Origin of the sequence: Nocardia tenerifensis NBRC 101015, from assembly GCF_000308715.1 — a bacterium.
GTDB lineage: Bacteria > Actinomycetota > Actinomycetes > Mycobacteriales > Mycobacteriaceae > Nocardia > Nocardia tenerifensis.
In genome coordinates this window covers 1-21,239 of record NZ_BAGH01000022.1, presented here as the reverse complement: position 1 = coordinate 21,239, position 21,239 = coordinate 1, and the positions used below count along the sequence as shown (strand labels likewise).

Annotated in this window: 18 protein-coding genes; 8 read left to right on the top strand and 10 right to left on the bottom strand. The window is 69.9% G+C overall.

What is annotated here, in order from left to right:
- The 7 genes from ON39_RS02085 to ftsH all read right to left on the bottom strand — a co-directional run.
- On the bottom strand, positions 1-334 hold a 334-nt coding region (locus tag ON39_RS02085; protein WP_373283651.1), incomplete at its 3' end, for a DUF6779 domain-containing protein.
- 70 nt (positions 335-404) lie between these two features.
- The gene (locus ON39_RS02080; RefSeq protein WP_040730175.1) at positions 405-875 is read right to left on the bottom strand and encodes a DUF3180 domain-containing protein; all 471 of its coding nucleotides are present in this window, start codon (positions 873-875) and stop codon (positions 405-407) included.
- A complete protein-coding gene (gene folK / locus ON39_RS02075; protein WP_040730160.1) occupies positions 872-1,426 on the bottom strand; it encodes a 2-amino-4-hydroxy-6-hydroxymethyldihydropteridine diphosphokinase in 555 nt (184 codons plus the stop codon). The genes ON39_RS02080 and folK overlap by 4 nt, the downstream gene beginning before the upstream one ends.
- On the bottom strand, positions 1,423-1,851 hold the full coding sequence (gene folB, locus ON39_RS02070; protein ID WP_051186213.1) for a dihydroneopterin aldolase: 429 nt from the start codon (positions 1,849-1,851) through the stop codon (positions 1,423-1,425). Before folB ends, folK begins: the two co-directional genes overlap by 4 nt.
- Positions 1,848-2,744, bottom strand: coding sequence for a dihydropteroate synthase (gene folP, locus ON39_RS02065; RefSeq protein ID WP_040730173.1), 897 nt, complete (start codon positions 2,742-2,744; stop codon positions 1,848-1,850). Before folP ends, folB begins: the two co-directional genes overlap by 4 nt.
- Positions 2,745-2,755: 11 nt before the next feature.
- The gene (gene folE, locus ON39_RS02060) at positions 2,756-3,367 is read right to left on the bottom strand and encodes a GTP cyclohydrolase I FolE (RefSeq protein ID WP_085998114.1); all 612 of its coding nucleotides are present in this window, start codon (positions 3,365-3,367) and stop codon (positions 2,756-2,758) included.
- Positions 3,368-3,538: 171 nt separating this feature from the next.
- Positions 3,539-5,944: an ATP-dependent zinc metalloprotease FtsH gene (gene ftsH / locus ON39_RS02055; protein ID WP_040730154.1), complete on the bottom strand. Its 2,406-nt coding sequence runs from the start codon at positions 5,942-5,944 to the stop codon at positions 3,539-3,541.
- A gap of 649 nt (positions 5,945-6,593) precedes the next feature.
- On the opposite strand from ftsH, the gene ON39_RS02050 reads away from it, so the two are divergent.
- Positions 6,594-7,541, top strand: coding sequence for a hypothetical protein (locus tag ON39_RS02050; protein WP_051186211.1), 948 nt, complete (start codon positions 6,594-6,596; stop codon positions 7,539-7,541).
- 4 nt (positions 7,542-7,545) lie between these two features.
- Here ON39_RS02050 and ON39_RS02045 read toward each other — a convergent pair whose 3' ends face one another.
- The gene (locus tag ON39_RS02045; protein ID WP_255219223.1) at positions 7,546-8,358 is read right to left on the bottom strand and encodes a DUF1266 domain-containing protein; all 813 of its coding nucleotides are present in this window, start codon (positions 8,356-8,358) and stop codon (positions 7,546-7,548) included.
- Positions 8,359-8,515: 157 nt separating this feature from the next.
- On the opposite strand from ON39_RS02045, the gene ON39_RS02040 reads away from it, so the two are divergent.
- Complete coding sequence (locus ON39_RS02040) at positions 8,516-8,779, top strand: DUF2277 domain-containing protein (protein ID WP_040730149.1); 264 nt, start codon at positions 8,516-8,518, stop codon at positions 8,777-8,779.
- A 26-nt stretch (positions 8,780-8,805) separates the two neighbouring features.
- Here ON39_RS02040 and ON39_RS02035 read toward each other — a convergent pair whose 3' ends face one another.
- Positions 8,806-10,110: a PucR family transcriptional regulator gene (locus tag ON39_RS02035; RefSeq protein WP_051186210.1), complete on the bottom strand. Its 1,305-nt coding sequence runs from the start codon at positions 10,108-10,110 to the stop codon at positions 8,806-8,808.
- A gap of 249 nt (positions 10,111-10,359) precedes the next feature.
- Between ON39_RS02035 and ON39_RS02030 the strand changes: the two genes are divergently transcribed.
- The 3 genes from ON39_RS02030 to ON39_RS02020 all read left to right on the top strand — a co-directional run bounded on the left by ON39_RS02030 (position 10,360) and on the right by ON39_RS02020 (position 14,110).
- The gene (locus ON39_RS02030; RefSeq protein ID WP_083894201.1) at positions 10,360-11,946 is read left to right on the top strand and encodes an aldehyde dehydrogenase family protein; all 1,587 of its coding nucleotides are present in this window, start codon (positions 10,360-10,362) and stop codon (positions 11,944-11,946) included.
- Positions 11,943-12,776, top strand: a complete 834-nt coding sequence (locus tag ON39_RS02025) for an SDR family oxidoreductase (protein WP_040730145.1) — start codon at positions 11,943-11,945, stop codon at positions 12,774-12,776. The genes ON39_RS02030 and ON39_RS02025 overlap by 4 nt, the downstream gene beginning before the upstream one ends.
- 434 nt (positions 12,777-13,210) lie before the next feature.
- Entirely contained in the window at positions 13,211-14,110 is a 900-nt protein-coding gene (locus ON39_RS02020; RefSeq protein WP_040730143.1) for a LysR family transcriptional regulator, read from the top strand.
- Here the strand turns inward: ON39_RS02020 and ON39_RS02015 are convergent, their stop codons facing one another.
- Positions 14,111-15,685, bottom strand: coding sequence for an amidase (locus ON39_RS02015; protein WP_246002973.1), 1,575 nt, complete (start codon positions 15,683-15,685; stop codon positions 14,111-14,113). It lies immediately after the preceding gene.
- A gap of 180 nt (positions 15,686-15,865) precedes the next feature.
- Here ON39_RS02015 and ON39_RS02010 point away from each other — a divergent pair, with 180 nt between their 5' ends.
- The 3 genes from ON39_RS02010 to ON39_RS02000 form a co-directional block, all read left to right on the top strand.
- Positions 15,866-18,445, top strand: coding sequence for a serine/threonine-protein kinase (locus ON39_RS02010; protein ID WP_083894199.1), 2,580 nt, complete (start codon positions 15,866-15,868; stop codon positions 18,443-18,445).
- The gene (locus tag ON39_RS02005) at positions 18,442-20,727 is read left to right on the top strand and encodes a serine/threonine-protein kinase (protein ID WP_040730142.1); all 2,286 of its coding nucleotides are present in this window, start codon (positions 18,442-18,444) and stop codon (positions 20,725-20,727) included. Before ON39_RS02010 ends, ON39_RS02005 begins: the two co-directional genes overlap by 4 nt.
- Positions 20,724-21,239: cyclase family protein (locus ON39_RS02000; protein WP_040730164.1), on the top strand; the 516-nt coding region annotated here is incomplete at its 3' end. The genes ON39_RS02005 and ON39_RS02000, both read left to right, overlap by 4 nt.

The following is a 21,239-nucleotide window of genomic DNA, read 5'->3' as shown; positions in this document are numbered from 1 at the left end:
CCCCGACCTCCTCGCGCACCCGCGCCTCGACGCCGAGCTCGAATTCGCGCCGGGCCGTGACCTCGCGCTCGAGCTGCAACTCGTACACCGTCTGCAGGTCGCGAACCTTGGCCTTGTCGATCGTCGCTTCCTTGCGATACCTCGTCGCGGCCAGCGCGCCGATGACCGCCGCCCACAGCGCGGCGACCAAACCGATCCGCACGAACTGCAGGCTATTGCTGAAGACCAGGAAAACGCTGGCAACCAGCCCGAGCGCGATCAATACGCCGATGAACAATTTTCCCGCGTCGTCCCGCCGTCGACGGGAAGTGCTGGTACGGGAGGGTGAAACCATGCAAGCCAGGGTAGCTTGATCGACTCGCCGCGCCCACAACTCGGCGTGGTAATTCCGCGCGCAATATTTGCTAAGTGGTTGCGGGATCGTCTGTCGGGTCCTCGGGCGCCCGGCAGCAATACTCGAGCCACAGGGCCGCAGCAACCAAAGCCACCCCCGCCAGCATCCCGACGATGGCCCCCGGACTGTCGGCGGCGGCCGCGCCGAGGGTGCCCCGCTGCGGGAACACCCAGCAGAGGAAACCGAGCCAGACACCCGCGGCGATCGACCCGACCTGCAGCGACGCTTTGGCCAGCGCGACCGCGCGCGCGACGGTGATCGGATGCAGCTGATGCCTGCCGTTGCCGAGCTGGTTCTCGGTGACCCTGGCTCGGATGACGAACCCGAGCACCGCCTCGATGGCCGCGACCGGATACAGCGACGCGCCCGCGTAGGTCGAGATCGGCGGAAAACTGCTGTAGGCCATCCGCGTCGCGACCCACGCGACGAGGGCGGCGATCACCACGTTCGCCACCAGGTCGAGGACTCGCGTGGGTTTCAGCTGCACGACGCCGATCCTTCGGCGGCCTGCGCCAAGGTGAAGTCGGTCCGCCGCACACCAGCTCGCTCGGCGGCGGGCAGCTCGGCGAGCAGATCGGCGACGGGTCGCGCGCTGCCGTCCACCTCCAGCACCGCGTCCGGCGCCACGTCCAGCCAGGGCACCAGCACGAACGCGCGGCGATGCGCCTGCGGATGCGGCAGGGTAAGTTCGGGATCCGCGCTGCGGACGGGCACGAACTCTCCCTGCGCCCACTCGGCGCACCAGACCACGTCGACGTCGAGTGTCCTTGCGCCCCAACGTACTTCGCGCACCCGATCGGCGGCCTGTTCGAGTCGCTGGCCGCGACGCAGCCAGCCCAGCGCGTCGAGCTCTGGATCGTCCACCAGGACAATGGCATTGAGGTAGTCGTCCTGCTCGACGCCGCCCCACGGCGGTGTCGAGTACACCGGCGAGACCGCGACGACCCGATCGCCGAGGCCGTCCACCACGCTGCGCAGATACGCCAGCCGGTCCCCCATGTTGGAGCCGATGGACAGTACCGCGCGGCTCACAACGGCTCCCCGCGGTGCCTCGACGTGATCACCCGGACGTCGGCGAAGGTGTGCGGGATGGGCGCGGACGGTTTGTGCACGACGACCTCGACCGAGGCGATGCGCGGATCGGTCATCACGTCGTCGGCGATCTCGGAGACCACGGTCTCGATGAGGTTGCGCGGCGGCCCCTCGATGATCCGCACCGCGTTTCCGGCGAGTTCGCCGTAGTCGACGGTGGCGACCAGGTCGTCGGAGGCCGCGGCGACGGAGAAGTCCACCCACACGGTCAGATCGACGACGAACTCCTGGCCGTCGCGGCGTTCGTGGTCGAAGACGCCGTGATGGCCGAAGGCGCGCAGGCCGCGCAGCTCGATGCGATCCGCGCCGCGCCGAATCGACGGGTCACGCCGGGCGGCGATCTGATCGGCGGGGGTCGACGTCATCGTTGCGCTCCTCGTGACGAACTCGGTGCGGCGCCGCGCCGCCGGGCGGCGGCCTGCCAGGCCTCGGTGACGGTGATGGCGTCGAGGGAGGCGCGCACGTCGTGCACGCGCACACCCCACGCGCCGTGCTCGGCGGCGAGCGCCGAGACGGTCGCGGTGGCGGTCTCCCGGCCGTCGGGCGGGCGCGGCCCCGCGTCGTCGGCAAGCAGGGAGCCGAGAAAACGTTTGCGCGACGCGCCGATGAGGACCGGCAGCCCGTTGTCGACCAGTTCGGGCAGCGCGCCGAGCAGCGACCAGTTGTGCTCGGCGTTCTTGGCGAAGCCGAGGCCGGGGTCGAGAATCAGGCGTGACGGGTCGACGCCGGCGGCCACCGCGAGGTCGACCTGAGTGGTGAGCTCGGCGAGCACCTCGGCGACCACGTCGGCGTAGTGGTCGGCCGGGCCGGTGTGCCGGTAGTCCGCGCCCGCGCGCCAGTGCATGAGGATCCACGGAATATCCGCGGCGGCAACGACTTTCACCATGTCGGGATCGGCCCGGCCGCCGGACACGTCGTTCACCACGGCGACGCCCGCGGCCAGCGCGGCCTCGGCCACCCGTGCCCGCATGGTGTCCACGCTGGTCGGCACGCCGGCCGCGACCAGAGCGCGGATCACCGGGACCACCCGGCCCGCCTCGGTCTCGGGATCGATGCGCACCGCACCGGGCCTGGTCGACTCGCCGCCGACGTCGATGATGTCGGCGCCGGCCGCGTACAGCTCGATGCCGTGCGCGATGGCGAGTTCGGGATCGAGGTAGCGTCCGCCGTCGGAGAACGAATCACTGGTGACGTTGACGACGCCCATCACCACGCAGGAGCGACCGCCGCGTGCGAAGCTGCTCCCACTTGCCGTCATCTGATCCTCGTTCACTTCCGCAGAATGAGATCGAGGGCCTCGGAGCGCGAGGAGGGGCTCGACTGGAGCAGACCGCGCACCGCCGAGGTGGTGGTGCTCGCGCCGGGCTTGCGGATGCCGCGCATGGCCATGCACAGGTGCTCGGCCTCCACCACCACGATGGCGCCGCGCGGGTCGAGCTTGCGCATCACCGCGTCGGCGATCTGGCTGGTCAGCCGCTCCTGCACCTGCGGGCGCTTGGCATACAGGTCGACAAGGCGGGCCAGCTTGGACAGCCCGGTCACCCGGCCGTGCTTGCCGGGGATGTAGCCGACATGCGCGACACCGTGGAACGACACGAGATGGTGTTCGCAGGTGGAGTACATCGGGATGTCGCGGACCAGCACCAGTTCCTGATGCCCCTCGTCGAACGTGGTGTTCAGGACCGAGTCCGGTTCCACGTAGAGACCGGCGAACATCTCGCGGTAGGCGCGGGCGACACGGGCCGGGGTATCGAGCAACCCCGGCCGGTCGGGATCCTCGCCGACCGCGAGCAGCAGTTCGCGTACCGCGGCTTCGGCCCTGGCCTGATCGAACGAGCGACCGGTCTCCAGAGCGACGAGCTCGGTCACGCCGGAACCGATCTCGTCAACACCGTCCGAATCGGCGAGCGCTTGCGCACCGATGTGATTGTTGGCCGACAATCGAGGACACCTCCAAAAATCTCGGGTCCCGGCAAGCACTCGGCACCACGATGGTCGAGCCTAATCGCCACTGCTCACGACGCGAGCAATAGGGCCGACCATGCTGGGACGCTAGCGCCGACCGTTGTTCGGTCCGTCCCATTCGCCGTTGTCGCCCTCGCCGTTGGGCCTCGGGCGGCCCGGCTCTTCGTAACCCGGGTGCTCGCCGTAGTTCCCGCGCTCGTAGCCGCCGTCCTGCTGACCGCCCTGCGGTCCCCACGACGGCTGGTAACCCTGGTGCTGCGGCTGCTCGGTCCAGCCGCCCGGCTGACCCGGCTGCTGGTCCTCGCGCGGCGGCCAGCCCGGCGCCGACCAACCGGCGGGAGCGCCGTAGTCCGGCCGGGAACCGTGCGTGCCACCGCGCTGCGGGTAGCCGCCCTGCGCCGGACCCTGCGGCACCGGGTAACCGGTCGCGGGCGGCGCGGGGTAGCCGTACTGCGGTTGCGGGTGGTAGCCGCTGTCGTCCGGGTAGCCGTTGGCGGGCTGGTTCTCGCGGGTCGCGCCCGCGGGCATCGCGGCCGGGACCTGCTCCGGCGGCCACGGCTCGCCGCGTTCCAGCGCCAGCTCGCCCGGCGTCTTCACCGGGGGCTTGGAGGAGGGCACGCGGTCGCCGAAGTCGTTGAACGCGGTGATCCTCGGGCGCTTCTGCACGGAGGCGAGCAGGGTCTCCAGGTCCTTGCGGTGCAGGGTCTCCTTCTCCAGCAGCGCCGTCGCCAGCACGTCGAGCACGTCGCGGTACTCGTTGAGGATGGCCCACGCCTCGGTGTGCGCGGCCTCGATCAGGTTGCGCACCTCCTCGTCGATGGCGCCCGCGACCTCGTGCGAGTAGTCCGAGCCCTGGCCCATCGAGCGGCCGAGGAACGGATCGCCGGCCTCCTGGCCGTAGCGCACCGCGCCGAGGCGCGAGCTCATGCCGTACTCGGTCACCATCGCGCGGGCGATCTTGGTGGCCTGGTCGATATCGGAGGACGCACCGGTGGTCGGCTCGTGGAACACCAGTTCCTCGGCCGCGCGGCCGCCCATCGCCATGACCAGGCGGGCGATCATCTCCGAGCGGGTCATCAGGCCCTTGTCGTCCTCGGGCACCGTCATGGCGTGGCCGCCGGTGCGGCCGCGGGCCAGGATGGTCACCTTGTAGACGGGCTCGATGTCGGGCATCGCCCACGCGGCCAGGGTGTGTCCGCCCTCGTGGTAGGCGGTGATCTTCTTCTCGTGCTCGCTGATGATCCGGCTCTTGCGGCGCGGTCCGCCGACCACACGGTCCACCGACTCCTCCAGCGACTCGCCGGTGATGACGGCGCCGTTCTCGCGCGCGGTGAGCAGCGCGGCCTCGTTGATCACGTTGGCCAGGTCGGCGCCGGACATGCCGACGGTGCGCTTGGCGAGTCCGTCGAGGTCGGCGTCGGGGGAGATCGGCTTGCCCTGCGAGTGCACCCGCAGGATGGCGCGGCGACCGGCCAGGTCGGGGTTGCCGACCGGGATCTGCCGGTCGAACCGGCCGGGGCGCAGCAGCGCGGGGTCGAGGATGTCGGGGCGGTTGGTCGCGGCGATCAGGATGACGCCGGTGCGATCGCCGAAGCCGTCCATCTCGACGAGCAACTGGTTCAGCGTCTGCTCGCGCTCGTCGTGACCGCCGCCGAGGCCCGCGCCGCGCTGGCGGCCGACCGCGTCGATCTCGTCGACGAAGATGATGCAGGGGCTGTTCTGCTTGGCCTGTTCGAACAGGTCGCGCACGCGCGACGCGCCGACGCCGACGAACATCTCGACGAAGTCCGAGCCGGAGATCGTGAAGAAGGGCACGCCCGCCTCGCCGGCCACGGCGCGCGCGAGCAGCGTCTTACCGGTTCCGGGCGGGCCGTACAGCAGCACGCCCTTCGGGATCTTGGCGCCGAGGGCCTGGTAGCGGACCGGGTTCTGCAGGAAGTCCTTGATCTCGTAGAGCTCTTCGACCGCCTCGTCGGCGCCGGCCACGTCGGCGAACGTCGTCTTGGGCATGTCCTTGGACAGCTGCTTGGCCTTGGACTTGCCGAAGCCCATCATGCCGCCGCGGCCACCGCCCTGCATGCGAGCCATGACGAAGACGAACAGGCCGAGCAGGATGATCATCGGCAGCACGAACAGCAGGATCTGGGTGAGCCAGCTCTCCTGCTTCACCACGGTGTTGTACGGGGCGCCGGAGTTCTTCACGGCCTCGAACACCTTGCCGGAGGTATCGCTGCCGCCGGGGTACTTCGCGATGATCTTGCTGTCGCCGCCGGTCGCGTCGTTGCCGTTCTTCAGCTCGATGCGCAGCTGCTGTTCACGATCGTCGATCTGCACGTTCTTGACGTTGCTCTTGTCGTTCAGCTGGCTCAAAGCGACGGACGTGTCGACGTTCTTCCAGCCGCGCGTGTCGTTGCCGAAATAGCTGAACGCATAGATCACGAGCAAGATGCCCGAGACTATGGCCAGGGTGCGAAACACAGTCTTGCGGTTCATAGAGCGTCGGCCGGTCCGGCCAGTCCTTTCCGGTGTCTCCGGTTCTTGCTAGCGATGCGTCGGGCGCGTCCGGCTCCGGGAGGGTTCGGATGCGGACATGCCACGTTACCGCGTACGGTCTAGTCGATACATCGCGCAGGTTCGGCTGCTGGTGCAGTTAAAGAGGTAAACGGGCAAAGGACCTCGGTGGTTCCCGAAGACCCCGGTCCGGGTTACTCCAAGTGGTCACAATCATGGCATGTTCGGCCTATCGTGAGCGACGACACAACACCGCGGTGCGGGCGACGGGCACGGAAACGGTAGCTTGCGTAGTCACGTGCAGTGCCCCGCGAGCACCGTGAACCCGACCCTGAAGTGAGCGACGGGCCCTGGAGGAGGCAGCGAAGCGTAACCACGTCGGCACCGCGAATCACGACGATCCCACCCGAGTGCGGGACGATAGCGAAGCGTCACACATAGGCACCACGAGTACTGCCGAGCCGATCCGCAGTGCGAGCGAGCAGCCCGAAGGCGGTAGCGCAGCGTCACCACAATCGCACAGCCAGTACTGCAACCCAACCCGCAGTGCGAGCGATCAGTCCGAAGGCGGTAGCGAAGCGTCACCACGTAGGACAGAGCGAGTACTGCAACCCAACAGAGCGCAGGGGGTATGGACATAGTTGAGCTACGGACACCCACAGCGATAGTGCGTCACGGCCGCGGGCGATTGATCGTGCTACGCCCCGGCTCCGAGGGCGAGCGGGTGCTCGACGTACCGGTCTCGGATCTGCTGAAGGTCCGGTTGAACCGACGCGCCGACGACGCCGTCGTCATCGAGATATACCTGAGATATCCCACGCCCGTGCTGACCGGCGTGCCCGCCGACCGCACCCCGCTGCCCGTGCTCATCGCCGAGCACGACGTGCCGGCGGCGACCGAGATCGTGGACCGGATCAACGGCCAGATCCTGGCCACCCAGCGCATCGACGTGGCCGCCCCCGACCTGAACCCGCCCGCGCCGACCTGGGGCAAGTCCGGCCCCACCCGCGCCGACGTGGATCGGGCCGTGCGCCGGATGGCCCCGCACCGCGAGGCGAAGCCGGCCATCGCCGCGCTGCACAGATACGTCACGCCCGACGAGTACGTGCTCGAGACCGCCGTCGCGGTCGCGCACCCGCCCGCGGGCAACGGCCCCGGACTGCTCGCCGCGACCACCGGGCGGCTGCTGTTCATCTCCTTCGGCCCCGGCGACCGGTACGCGCACGAACTCCCCATCCCCGCCGTACTGTGGGCCCGCAACACCGACGGCACGCCCGCAGCGGCCGGCGAGATCGGCGCGCCCCGCGGCGAGACCGGGGTGGCCGTGCACGACGGCAACATCACCCTGCACTTCACCGGCGGCGACCGAGCCGACACCGAGCGCGTCACCCTGGCGGTGAACTTCGCGGTGCGCCGCGACTCGACCGACGGCGCCGCGGGCCCTGCCGATCCCGGTGTGGCGCAGCTCTATTCGGAGTGGGAGCTGCTCGTCGAGCGGCACTCGCTCGGCATGGTCGACGACGCCCAGTTCCAGCGCTACGGGCGCGGCATTCTCCGCTCCCTGCCCGACGGCGGCTAGCGGATCAGGGCTGCACCACGGGCGCCGCGGTCAGGCTGATCCGCCGCCACGGGCTGGTCGGGCGCGTCCACAGGCGCAGCAGCTCCATCCGGCGGTCGACGCCGCCGTTCTTCAGTTCGGCGAGGTCCTCGCAGGCCTGCCAGTACGTCCAGCCGGTGAGGTAGGCGTCGCCGAACTGACGCCAGTTGCGGTACTTGGCCTGCGCGATGGGCAGCGCGCGGGCCAGGTAGTCCCAGGCCAGGTCGGCGTCGAGGTAGCCGGCGGTGAAGGCCATCCGCGCGACGGCGACGACGCGGGCCAGGTCCCAGGCGTGGATATCGCTGGGCAGCGGGCGGGCGAGGTGGTCGGTGAAGCCGATCTTGATGGCCTGGGACCAGATGTCGTAGTCGCGGACGAGCGCCTCCGGGTTGTCCATGCCGCGGAACGAGCCGACCTGCCGCAGGAACGCGCGGTGCCGGTCGGCGCGCTCACCGAACCGGTCGCGCTCGCTGGCATTGATGGAGGCCATCACCAGCGGGTGGACCAGCGCGTACAGCGGGGCATGCATGCCGTCGAGCAGCTGCTCCATCGAGGCCTGCGCCTCGGTCGCGTCGGTGATCCCCCACGCGCCGGTGAGCGTGTCGATGGCCAGCTCGCGGCGGTCGCCGAGCGGATGCTCGCGCTCGGGGCCGAGCAGCAGCGCGTCGTGGAAGGCGTCCCAGCGGGCGGAGTAGAAGGCGCCGAGGGCCAGCGCACGCAGCTCGTCGTCGGCCACGGCCGCCCCCGACCAGTGGTCCTCTTCCCGCTGGTCGAGCTCCTCGTACGGAAAGGTTGTCAACGTGGGTACACCGCGGGCAGGCATGTCCCCGATTGTTCCCCATAGATCTTGGGAGAGGCTGTGTAATGCGGCGAATTCCGCGTGTCCGGGCCGAGGCGGCGGGGTCGAGGAATTTCTTGCCCTGCCGCACAGCGTGCTCGAGAGCTACTGTGCTCGCATGAGTAGTAACATCACCCTCCTTCGCGGCCTGGAACCTGCCCCGACCGAGCAGGAAATCTATGCTGCCGCACTGCAGTACGTGCGCACGGTCGGTGGTGTGTCCGGCCTGAGTACCGCGACCAAGGCCGCCGTCGACAAGGCCGTCACGGCCATCGCCGCCGCCACCACCCAGCTGCTCGCCGACCTACCCGATCACCCGGTCGCCGCGCCCGCGGATCCGCCGCTGCGCCGCGTCGCCGCCGGGGAGGCGACGACCGACTGAGCACGACGAACTGATCCAGCGCCGATTCAGGGCAGCGCGTCCGCTCCGTAGGCGGCGACGCAGGCGAGCGCGACCTCCAGCGGCAGGCTGCGCTGCTCGATCGGGTGGCCGAGCAGCTCCTCGATGCGCTGGATCCGATAGCGAACCGTATTCTTGTGCACCCCAAGCAGTTTCGCCGTCGCCTCGGGGCTGCGATGGCTCTTCAGATAGGCGTGCAGCGTCTCGCGCAGCCGCGCCGCGTTCGGGTCGGCGCCCGACAGCGTGCGCAACTCCCGGCCGATCAGTCCGCGCATCGCCGCGTCGTCGGCGCCGGCCAGGTAGGCGATCTCCACCTCGCGATAACCGGTGACCCGCGCGGCGCCGGCGGGTCCACGCTCGGCCACGTGCCGGGCGGCCACCGCCTCGCGATGGCTCTGCCGGAACCCGGCGACCTGCCCGCCGGGCACGCCGAAGGCGATCCGGACCGGTGACTCGACCACCCCGGCGGCGATGCGCTCCAGCGCGCCGTGTTCCCGCTCGATCCGTGCCGCCTCGGCGGCGGCCAGTTCGTCCAGCCCGGCCCACGCCCACATGCCGCTCGACCCGGACGCGACGGTCAGCACCCGGCCGGTGCCGATCCCGGCCGCCACCTTGGTCGCGACGCGCTCCAGCAGGCCGACGACCTCGCCGTCCCCGCCGCCGGTCTCGCTCTCGTCGGTCCACAGCACGAAGGCCAGATGCCGTTGCTGCAACCGATATCCGAGCCGGGCGGAGGCCTGGTCCAAGTCGAGTTCGTCGCCGGCCAGCAGTGCGCGGATGGTCTCGGTGCGCCGGTTGAGCGCGGCACGCAGCACCCGCTCGCGCTCCTCCATGTAGGTGTCGGTGAGCAGTTCCACCGACAGGCTGACCCACTTCGTCGCCCGCTCGAACAGCCGCAGCATCACCGCCCGCTCGATCTCCTGCGGCGCGGGGCGCAGCTCGATGGTGTCGGTCATGTAGTCGAGCACCGCCTCCATGCCCACGTGATAGGTCCGCAGCAGCATGCGCAGCTCGAAACCGCGGCGCGCGAGCGTGCGGGCGAAGGTGTGCGCCTCCTCGGGTAGCGCGTATTCGAAAGTGTCGCTGGTGATTCCGCTCAGCATGACCCTGGCGTGCGCGCGGGTGCTGGCGGCGAGGTCGCGGTGCACGTCGCGGTCGGCGAGCTCCGGCACGCGGGCGATGATCGCGTTGTCGAGGCGGTCGACGATCTGCTCGATCGTCTCGGTGCGCATCGTCTCGTAGACGTACTCCGCCAGCCAATCCCGGACCACCTCGCTGTTGGGTCCGATCGGTTCCGGCGACGCGGCGGGCACAGCTCCTCCAATTTGTTCTCCGAGCACAAAGCCATTCGCATCCGTTGACAGATAGAGCCAAGAATCCGCCCATAACTTGTGCCAACATCATAGTTCAGTGGCCTGCTTCACAGTAGTGACCGGCTTGGCGGTGCACAGCACGACATCAGGGAGAACAGCGTGACCAATATCGACCCCGCGCCCGCCGCGGCGAAGAAGGCGCCGGCGCGGAAGACGACCGCGAAGAAGACGGCGGAGGCGGCAGCGCCGGTGGCCGAAGCGGCAGCGCCCGTGGCCGAGACGGCAGCGCCTGCGGCCGAGACGCCAACGGTCATCGACGTGCGCAATCCCGGCACCGGCGAGGTCGTCGGATCCGTGCCCGTGGTGAGCGCGGACGAGGTCGCGGCCAAGGTCCGTGAGCTGCGCCTGTTCCAGCCGGAGTGGGAGGCCATCGGCCCGGACGGCCGCAAGGAATGGCTGCTGAAGTTCCAGGACTGGCTGATCGACAACACCGACACCCTCGCGGACGTGGTGCAGTCCGAGACCGGCAAGCCGCGCGTCGACTCGCTCATCGACCCCGCGTTCGCGACCGACCTGGTCGGCTACTACGCGCGCCGCGCCGCCAAGTTCCTCGCCGACGACCACCCGTCGCCGCACAGCCCCCTGGCCAGGGTGAAGAAGCTGACCACCGCGTACAAGCCGTACCCGGTGGTCGGCGTGATCACCCCCTGGAACTTCCCCCTCGCCATGCCCGCGCTGGACGTGTTCCCCGCGCTGGCCGCCGGCGCCGCCGTCATCCTCAAGCCGTCCGAGGTGACGCCGCTGTCCGCGCTCGAAATGGCAAGGGGCTGGGCCGAAATCGGCGCTCCGCCGATCTTCGCGGTGGTCACCGGCGCGGGCGCGACGGGCGGGGCCGTGGTCGCGAACGCCGACTACATCCAGTTCACCGGCTCGACCGCGACCGGCCGCAAGATCGCCGTGGCCTGCGCCGAGCGCATGGTCCCCTACAGCCTGGAGCTCGGCGGCAAGGACCCGGCGATCGTGCTGGCCGACGCCGATCTGGATCGGGCCGCGCACGGCATCGCGTTCGGCGGGATGTTCAACTCCGGTCAGGTGTGCATCTCGGTGGAGCGGGTGTACGTCGAGGCGCCGGTGTACGACGAGTTCGTGGCCAAGCTGACCGCGAACGTCAAGGCGCTGCGGCAAGGCATCGACGGTCGCGAGTCCAAACACGACGTCGGCGCGCTGGCCAACGAGAACCAGGCGAACATCGTGCAGCGCCACGTCGACGAGGCCGTCGCGGCCGGCGCGCGGGTGCTCACCGGCGGCAAACGGGCCGGGTTCGGCACCGCGTTCGAGCCGACCGTGCTCGTCGACGTCGACCACACCATGTCCTGCGTCACCGAGGAGACCTTCGGCCCGACCCTGCCGGTGATGAAGGTGGCCGACGAGGCGGAAGCCGTTCGGCTGGCCAATGATTCGATCTACGGGCTGTCCGCGTCGGTGTGGACCGGCGACAAGGAGCGCGGCGAACGCGTCGCCCGGCAGCTGAACGCGGGCGCGGTGAACATCAACGACGTCTTCGCCAACCTGTTCAGCTTCGCGCTGCCGATGGGCGGCTGGGGTCAGTCCGGCACCGGCGCGCGCTGGGGCGGCGCCGACGGCGTCCGCAAGTACTGCCGTCAGCAGGCCATCACCACGCCGATCCTGCCGACCCAGGAGAAGGAGCTGTTCTGGTTCCCGTACCAGATGCCCAAGCTGCTGTTCGCGGTCGCCGCCATGCGCGCCGCCGGTGCGCGCGGCCTGCGCCGCATCGACATCCCCGCCGTCCTGAAGCTCAAGGGAGACAAGAAGTGACCGACACGTCCAAGATTCGCGGCAAGGTCGTCGTCATCACCGGCGGCGCGCGCGGCATCGGGCTGGCCACCGCCACCGCGCTGCAGGCACTCGGCGCCAAGATCGCGATCGGCGACATCGACGAGGCCACCGTCAAGGAGTCGGGCACCGACCGCGGTTTCGAGCTGTACGGCAGGCTCGACGTCACCGACGCGGCCTCGTTCGAGAGCTTCCTCGACGAGGTCGAGCGCACCGTCGGCCCGATCGACGTGCTCATCAACAACGCGGGCATCATGCCGACCGGCAAGCTGGTCGAGGAGCCGGATCAGATCACCCGCCGCATCCTGGACATCAATGTCTACGGCGTGATCCTCGGCTCCAAGCTCGGCCTGGCCAGGATGCTGCCGCGCGGCCGGGGCCACGTCATCAACATCGCCTCGCTCGCGGGCGAGACGCACATCCCGGGCCTGGCCACCTACAACGCGAGCAAGCACGCGGTGCTCGGGTTCACCGACACGCTGCGCGAGGAGTATCGCGAGTCCGGCGTGCGCTTCTCCTCGGTGCTGCCGACGCTGACCAACACCGAGCTCGGCGCGGGCGTCACCGCGCCGAAGCTGCTGCGCCCGGCCGAGCCGGAGGAGATCGCCGATGCGATCGTCGGGCTGATCGTCGCGCCCAGGTCGAAGGTCCGGGTCACCGCGCTGGCCGGGTTCGTCTCGCAGGTGGTCGGGCTGCTGCCCGCGGCGGTCGGCGACGGCATCGCCAGGGCGCTCGGCGCGAGCCACGCGTTCCTCGACGACGTCGACGCCGAGAAGCGCAAGGCGTACGAGGACCGGGCGCGCAGCGTCTAGTTCTCGGTCCACCGCGGCGCCGCAGTCGGGATTCGTCACCGGCTGCGGCGCCTTTCGCGTGGGCAGACGGGCGTCAGAGACGGGTCAAACAGCGATACAAACCAAACTGTGACGAAAATCACTATAGAGGCCGCAAATGACTGCCCGTCGGCGAGAAGAGGGCACTCAGCGGACGACCGGCAATCGCGCGAACGACCTGTTCCAGCTCGCGATCGAGATCCATAGCCGCTATCACCGCTGGTCACACGCCCAACTACACTGAGGCGACGGTACCGGCGATCGCATGCCGAACATTCGCGGACTCGATGGTGCATCACACCATGACAAGCAATATGCTGTCTCTAACAAACCTGTCGAATGTTTTGGTACCCGTATCCAGACTTTCCGGCCTGATAAGGCTGGAAATTCAGGACTGATTCTGATAGCAAGGGGCTATGGACCCGCATTTGCGCGACCTGCGGTATTTCGTCGCCGTCGCTGAGGAACTGCACTTCACCAACGCCGCTCAGCGGCTGCACATCGCTCAACCCACCCTGTCGCGTCAGATCCGGCAGCTGGAACGTCAGCTCGACGTGGTCCTGTTCGACCGCAACCAGCGCAGCGTCGCATTGACCGTCGCGGGCAAGGAACTGCTCGAGGGCGCCCGCAAGATCCTGGAGCTTTGGGAGATCACCAACGTCTCGCTGCAGGAGGCGGGCGAGGTGCTGCGCGTCGGCATCCAGTCCGCCCTCGGGCGTGGCCTGCTCAACGACCTGGAGAGCGCGAGCGGTCACCGCCTCGCGCTGCACGCGGCGTCGTGGACCGACCCGTCCAGCGGACTGTCCGGCCGGCAGGCCGACCTGTCGCTGGTCTGGCTGCCGCTGCCCGACCCGAACCGCTACCGCTGGCAGGTGCTGCGCACCGAGCCGCGCTGGGTGCTGCTCCCGGAGAACCACCCGCTGGCCGATCGGGAGATCATCGAGTTCAGCGATCTGCTCGACGAGCCGTTCATCGCGCTGCCCACCGAAGCCGGTGCGGTGCGCGACTTCTGGCTCGGCAACGACGCGCGCAACGGCCGTCAGCCGAAGATCGGCGCGGAGGCGGCGACCCCCGAGGACAAGCTGGAGGCCGTGAGCCTCGGCCTCGGCGTCTGCCTGCTCGCCGAGAACAACGTGCCGATGTATCGCTGGCCGGGCCTCACCGCGCGACCGGTGGCCGGCCTCGCGCCGTGCGAACTGGCCGTCGCGTGGCGGGCCGACGACACCAGGCCCACCATCCTCGAGTTCGCCGGACGCGCGATGGACGGCGGGTTCTCGGTGCAGCAGCCACAACAGCAACCCGCCGTCAGCGCCTGATCAGTTGATGGTGCGCCGCCACGGGTGCAGCGACTCCAGCTGCGCGGACAACCGCAGCAGGGTGGACTCGCTGCCCGGCGGACCGGCGAGCTGAGCCGCCACCGGCGTCCCGATATCGGGATGCATGCCCATGGGGATGGACACGGCGGGCCAGCCGACGAGATTCCACAGCGGGGTGAACGGGGAAAACCGTGCGGTGGCAAGCACATTCGCCAGCCAGCCGCGGCCGTGCCAGGCCTTGGCCTTCGGCGGCGGGCAGGCGAGCGTCGGCGTGATCACCACGTCGTAGCGTTCGAAGTAGTCGAGCAGCCGCGCCTCGACGCGGTCGACCTGGGCCGGGCGGACCAGGCGTAGTCGCTGCACCAGGCGGCCGAGCGCGAGGTGGCGACGGGTGCGCGGTTGTAGCCGATCCAGGTGCGGCAGCGCGGCGGCGTCCCGGGCGCCACCGGCCAGCCAGCGCAGGAAGACCGAGGGCAGCGCGTCGCCGTAGGGCAGGCCGGCCGGTTCGACATGGTGGCCCGCGGCGGCCGCGACCGAGGCGGCGGTGCGCGCGGCGTTGGTCCAGTGCCGATCGACCGGGAAGCAGCGGTACGGCGCGGCCACGGCCAGGCCGATGCGTAGTCGATCCGGCGGGTCCAGCTCGGACAGGTCCGGCCGGGCCGCCAGCACCGACAGCGCGAGCGCGGCGTCACCGACCGTCGTTGCCAGAACGCCGTTTTCGATCATGCCCGACCAGGCGTCGACGCCGATCTCCGCGGGCACCGTGTAGCGGCCGGGCTTGATCCCGAACACCCCGCAGCACGCGGCGGGGACGCGGATCGAGCCGAGTCCGTCGTTGCCGTGCGCGATCGGCACCAGTCCGGCGGCCACAGCCGCGGCCGAGCCGCCCGACGAGCCGCCCGAGCTGCGCGCGACGTTCCACGGGTTGCTGGTGATCCGGTCCGGAGTGTCGGTGGTGCCCCACAACCCCAGCTCCGGAACGGTGGTCAACCCGACGATCACCGCGCCCGCGGCGCGCAGCCGGCGTACCACCGGGTGGTCGTCGGCGACCGGCCTGGCGTCGGTGGCCAGCGAACCGGCGCGGATGGTCTCGCCGGCCACCCCGATGTCGTGTTTGATCGCGACCGGCACCCCGGCCAGCGGTAGCACGTCGAGGTCGGCGCGCTGCTCCAGCGACGCCGCCTCGGACCTCGCCTTCTCGGCGCGAACGACGCTGAACGCGTTGGTGTTCCGATGCTCGGCGACGATCCTGGCCAGCGTGGCGTCGACCACCTCGGTCGCGGACAGCGAACCGTCGCGCACGCCGGCCGCGATCACCGACACGGGGCCGCGGGAGGTGTTCTTGTCGGCGAGGATTTGGTCGTCGGCGCCGAGCGGACTATCTTCAGCGGGCGTCGCCTCGACGTCCGGACCGGCAGCCGGCGGTTGCGCGACGACCGGCGGGGTGGGGGTCGATTTTTTCCAGGTGACGCGCGCGAACGCAGAGAGTTTGGTGCGCGTCCGCGCGGCTGTCTCCGGGCCGGAGGTCTCGGTTTCCGCCGAGTCGTCCGCCACCGCGGTGGCCTTGTTCTGCATGTGCTGGTCGTCCCCCGTCGCATCGTTGTCGAATTCGGGTGATCGCTCTCGAGCCGCAAGTTATCATTCCGAATACTGCTCGGGGGACGATGGCGTCGGGTGTGGCGAAATTTCTTCGGCACATCCACCGACCGACCAGTGCGGATACTCCGGCGTCCGCCGCAGCCACTAGGTCCGAGAATGAGTGCCGACTCCGATAGAAACTCCGATTCCGCGCCCCGTTTCGACGCGGGCGGTGGTTTCGCCGTGCACCCGGCGCGCACCGAATTCAGCGCCGTGGAAGCGTTCTCCGCGGCATGGGAGGACGCCGCCTATACCGCCGATCGCCGCCCGCCCGAACTCGCCGAGTATTTGCCCGACGCGCGGACGCTGCGCACCGAGGCCCTGCTCGAGCTGATCCGCGTCGACCTGCGGCATCGCTGGTTGCGCACGACCGTGGTCGAGGCCGACCCGCAGTGGTCCGGTCAGCGGACCCGCAAACGCCTCGCCGAATACTGCGCGGAATTCCCGGAACTCGAGCCGGGCAGTATCCCGGCCGGTCTGGTGTACGAGGAGTTCGTCATCCGCAGGCACAGCGGCGAACGGGTCGACCCGCGCGAATGCCTGCGCGAATATCCGCACCAGGCCGCCGAACTGCGCGCGCTGTTGAACGCCGATGATCTCGATCAGAGCACCAGACGGGCGGCGCTCACCGATTCCACGCTCACCGCGCTCGCACGCACGAGGGCCGCCTTCGTCGACAGCGAATTGAACCGAACAACCGATGCCGCTCGTAGTTCGGAGGTGACACGCGCGACCACTACTGATCTGACGGGAACAGCGACAGCGATTTCCACCACGATCGGCAGCGGTCCCGGGCGGCTCGACGCGCTCGACCGCATCGAAATCGGCCAGCGGATCGATGATTTCGACCTGCTGACCGGGTTGGGCAGCGGCGCGTTCGCCCGCGTCTTCCTGGCCAGGCAGCGCTCGCTGCAGCGGCTGGTCGCGGTGAAGATCTCCGCCGACCACGGCACCGAACCGCAGACCCTCGCCCAGCTCGACCACGACTACATCGTCCGGGTCTTCGACCAGCGCCTGCTCGCCGACGCCGACACCGGTTCCGCGCGCCGGCTGCGACTGCTCTACATGCAGTTCCTGCCCGGCGGCACGCTGCTAGGGGTGCTGCGCTGGGTGCGCGCCACCCCGCCCGCCGAACGCAGCGGCCGGCTGCTGCTCGACGCCGTCGACGCGGCGATGGAGGAGAAGGGTGAGATCCGGCCGACGGACTCGAGCGTGCGCGCCGAGATCGCCTCGCTCAGCTGGCCGGAGACGGTGGCCTGGCTGGGCCGCAGGCTGGCCGAGGCGCTGGACTACGCCTCGGCGCACGGCGTGCTGCACCGCGACGTGAAACCGGCCAATGTGCTGCTGACCGCCGAGGCGGTGCCCAAGCTCGCCGACTTCAACATCAGCTTCAGCCGCAATGTCGAGGGGACCAGCCCGGTGGCCTATTTCGGCGGTTCGCTGGCGTACATGTCGCCGGAGCAGCTGGAGGCCTGTCACCCCGGATTCGGCCGCAGCGCCGCCGATCTGGACACGCGCGCGGACATCTACTCCCTCGGCGTGGTGCTGTGGGAGCTGCTCACCGGCGCGAAGCCGTTCGACGACAGCACCGCCGACGCCGACGACCGCGGCGACGACACCACCCTCGAGGCCATGCTCGAGCGGCGCAGCGCCGGGGTGGACGCGGCCGCGCTGGATCGGGTGCCCGCCGATTGCCCCGCCGCGCTGCGCCGGGTGCTGCTGACCTGTCTCTCGCCGGAGCGCACGCAACGATGGGCGAACGGGTGCGTGCTGGCGAGGCAGTTGGAGCTGTGCCTGGACGCACGGGCGCGCGAGCTGGTCGACCCCGCGCCCACCAGCTGGCGGCTGCGGTTGCGGCCGTGGCTGGTGCTGGTCACGCTGCTCTCGGTCGGGCTGCCGAATGTGCTTGCCTCGCTGTACAACATCCAGCACAACCAGCATCTGATCATCAGCAGACTGCCCGAGGACGCCCAGCACAGCTTCGTGGTGATCACCGGCGTGGTGAACGGGGTGTTCTTCCCGGCGGGCATCGCGATAGTCGTGTACATGTCCCGGTCGCTGCTGACGGTGCCGCGCGGGCTGCGCAAGGGGCGGCGCTACGACCCGGACACGCTCTGTCACGCCAGACGCGACGCGCTGCTGCTCGGCGATCGCGCTGTGGCGGTGGCGTTCTCGCTGTGGGCGCTGGGCGGCATCACCTTCCCGGTCACCCTGCAGCTGGTCACCGGCGATCTGCCCGCGCGGGCGGTCGTGCACTTCCTCGCGTCGCTGGTGGTGTGCGGGGCCATCGCGGTGGCGTACCCGTTCTTCCTGCTGACGTTCTACATGGTGCGCTGCATCTACCCGCTGTTCCTCCGGCACGGCGACCTCAGCCCCGAGGACGCGGTCTGGCTGCGCGGGCTGGATCGCCGCTGCAACGGGTATCTGGCCGTCGCGGCGTCGGTTCCGCTGCTGGCGGTGGCGGGCGTGACCTTCCTGCCGCCGTCCGATATTCCGATGGTGATCTTCGCGGTGCGCGTGCTGTGCGCCGGCGGCATCCTCGCGTTCGTCGGCTCGTATCTGCTGTTCCGTGCCCTGGAGGCCGATCTGCGCGCGCTGGAGCGGGTCGTCGCGCCGGCCTCGGCCGGGCCGAATGCCGGTGCGGCGGCGGAGGATCCGGCGGAGAGCGGGGCGACCGGGGTGGGGACGCGCGCGTGAGCTCTCCGTGTGCCGACGCGGTCGCCCGGTTCGCCGCCGACTGGCAGCGCAGCCTGCGCGCCGATCCGTTCGAGCCGCCGCCCCTCGCGGATTATGTGCCCGACGGCACCCGGGTGCGCCTCACCGTGCTGGCCGATCTGCTGCGCATCGATCTGCGCGAGCGCTGGGCGCGCGACGCCGACCTCGGCAAGCGAATCGCGGAGTACCGCAAGGAGTTCCCGGAGCTCGAGCACAGTCCGGAACTGGCCGACCTGCTCTGCGCGGAGTTCCTGGCGCGGCGTCGCCACGCGTCGCTGACCGTCGCGGACTTCCTCACCGAGTACCCGGACCTCGCCGACGAGATGCGAGATCGTTTCGCCGCCTTCGACATCGACGACTTCGGCACCGCAGAGTCATCCGAAGCCGTTGCGGCGCTGGCGGATCTGACTCCCGGTCGGCGCATCGACGACTTCGACCTGATCACCGACCTCGGCACCGGCTCGCTCGGCCGGGTCTTTCTGGCCAGACAACGCTCCATGCAGCGACTCGTCGCCGTGCGCCTCTCAGCGGGCCGGGCGAGCGCGCCGCGCACCATGGCGCAACTCGACCACGCTCATATCGTTCGGGTGTTCGACCAGCGCCTGCTCAGCGCCTCCGCCACCGAGGGCCTCGACGACCCGAACGGCTGGGCCGCAAGGGATTCCGCCGGCCTCGAACGGTCACTGCTCGGCACCGCCGCTCCCCGCCTGGTCTACATGCAGTACCTGCCCGGCGGCACCGCCGTCGGCGTGCTCGACCAGCGGCGCACCGGTCCGGAGACCGACGGCGGGGCCCTGCTGCTCCGGGCCGTCGACGCGGCGATGGAGGCGAAAGGTGAGATACGCCCGTCGGATTCGAGCGTGCGGGCCGAGATCGCGGGGCTGAGCTGGCCGGAGACGGTGGCCTGGGTGGGCAGGCGGCTGGCCGACGCGCTGGACTACGCGGAGCACCACGGGGTGCTGCACCACGACATCAAACCCGCGAACGTGCTGTTCACGGCGGAGGGCATCCCGAAGCTGGCCGACTTCGCGCTGAGCGAGGCGGGTCCACGCCCCGCCACCGCGAATCCCGAGTCGCCTGTTGATGATTCGCTGCCCTATCGATCACCGGAGCAGTTGGCCCGGCTCCTCGACCCGGCGTCACCGGCGCCGGGCACCCGCAGCGACATCTACTCGCTCGGCGTACTGCTGTGGGAAATGCTCACCGGCACAAGCCCCTTCGATGAAACGCCGGAATCAGGTGACTCGCCCGGTGAGACCTACGAACGAATGCTCGCCGTCCGCCGCGACGGCCTCACCGACGCCGCGATGGCCCAACTGCCCGCCGACACCCCGACCACCCTGTGCCGGGTGCTGCGCGACTGCCTGCACGCGGACCCGAAACGCCGCTGGCGCAACGGCTCCGAACTGGCCGGCCAGCTCGACCTGTGCCTGGACGCACGTGCGCGAAACCTGGCCGACCCGCCGCGCACCAGCCTGGCGCACCGGGCGCGCGGCTGGCTGATCCCCTTCGCCGCCCTGTGCATCGGCGTGCCGAACATGCTCGCGAGCTGGTACAACATCCAGTTGAACCAGTCGCTGATCATCGATCGCATGTCGGCGGACGATCAGCACAGATTCGCCACGGTCGGCTTGGTGAACAATCTGATCGCCTTCCCCGTCGCGGCCCTGCTGCTGATCTTTCTCACCCGCAGACCGCTGACCATCGGCTTCCGCCTGGCGCGCGGGCGCGAGTACTCCGCGCGCACGCTGGCCAAGGCGCGCCGCGACACCCTGCTCATGGGCGACTGGGCGGTGCTGGTCCCGTTCGGCTTCTGGCTCGCCGCGGGCGTGATCTGGCCGCTCGGCCTGGCCTTCACCGGGGTCGACCTGCCGCCGAAGACCTTCCTGCATTTCTTTGCGGCACAGGTGGTTTGCGCCGCCATCGCGCTGGCCTACCCGTTCTTTCCGATCATGGTCTACGCGGTTCGCTCGGTGTATCCACAGTTGCTGGTGCGCGGCGGAATCGGCCCCGGCGACGAGCGCCAGCTGCGAAATCTGGCGCGGCGCGGCAACTTCTACCTCGGCGTCGCCGCGTCGGTGCCGCTGCTCGGGGTGGCCGGCGCGACCTTCGTCGACGCGGGCGATCTGGAGTGGGTGATCGTTCCGGTGCGCGTGCTCAGCGTCGGTGGCATTCTGGCTTTCGTGGTTACCTACCGGTTGTTCCGCTGGCTAGAGGCCGATCTGCTCGCGCTGGCGCGGGCCATCCCGCAGCGGAAGCGATGACCTCGCCGCGCCCGGTCGGGCGGCTGGTGAACCTGTCGCACGTGCACGACCCGGCCACCACGCCGCTGTACCCCGACGATCCCGAGTTCCGCACCGACATCGTCGCGACGGTCGCCAACGACGGCTACTACCTGCGCTATATCCAGCAGGGCGAGCACACCGGAACCCACTGGGGCGCACCGATCCACTTCCACGCCGACGGCCTCGGCGCCGACGAGCTCGATCTCGACGATCTGCTGCTGCCCGCGGTGAAGATCGACGTGCGCGAGCGGTGCGCGCGCGACCGTGATTACGCGATCACGGTCGCCGATCTGAAGCAGTGGGAGGGTCGGCACGGGCGCGTCCCGAACGGCGCGGCGGTGATCGCCTGGACCGGCTGGGACCAGAAGTGGGGCACGCCGGAGTTCCTCGGCACCGACGAATCCGCCGGGCACCAACCGGGTTTCGCGGTCGAGACGATCGAGTGGCTGCTGCGCACCGGCCGGCTCGGCCATCGCGGCGCGCTCGGTATC

Coding starts and splice junctions, on each gene's coding strand:
- folB (WP_051186213.1), bottom strand. CDS start 1,851: ATGACGTCGACCCCCGCCGATCAGATCGCCGCCCGGCGTGACCCGTCG.
- folP (WP_040730173.1), bottom strand. CDS start 2,744: ATGACGGCAAGTGGGAGCAGCTTCGCACGCGGCGGTCGCTCCTGCGTG.
- ftsH (WP_040730154.1), bottom strand. CDS start 5,944: ATGAACCGCAAGACTGTGTTTCGCACCCTGGCCATAGTCTCGGGCATC.
- ON39_RS02050 (WP_051186211.1), top strand. CDS start 6,594: ATGGACATAGTTGAGCTACGGACACCCACAGCGATAGTGCGTCACGGC.
- ON39_RS02040 (WP_040730149.1), top strand. CDS start 8,516: ATGAGTAGTAACATCACCCTCCTTCGCGGCCTGGAACCTGCCCCGACC.
- ON39_RS02020 (WP_040730143.1), top strand. CDS start 13,211: ATGGACCCGCATTTGCGCGACCTGCGGTATTTCGTCGCCGTCGCTGAG.
- ON39_RS02015 (WP_246002973.1), bottom strand. CDS start 15,685: ATGCAGAACAAGGCCACCGCGGTGGCGGACGACTCGGCGGAAACCGAG.
- ON39_RS02010 (WP_083894199.1), top strand. CDS start 15,866: ATGAGTGCCGACTCCGATAGAAACTCCGATTCCGCGCCCCGTTTCGAC.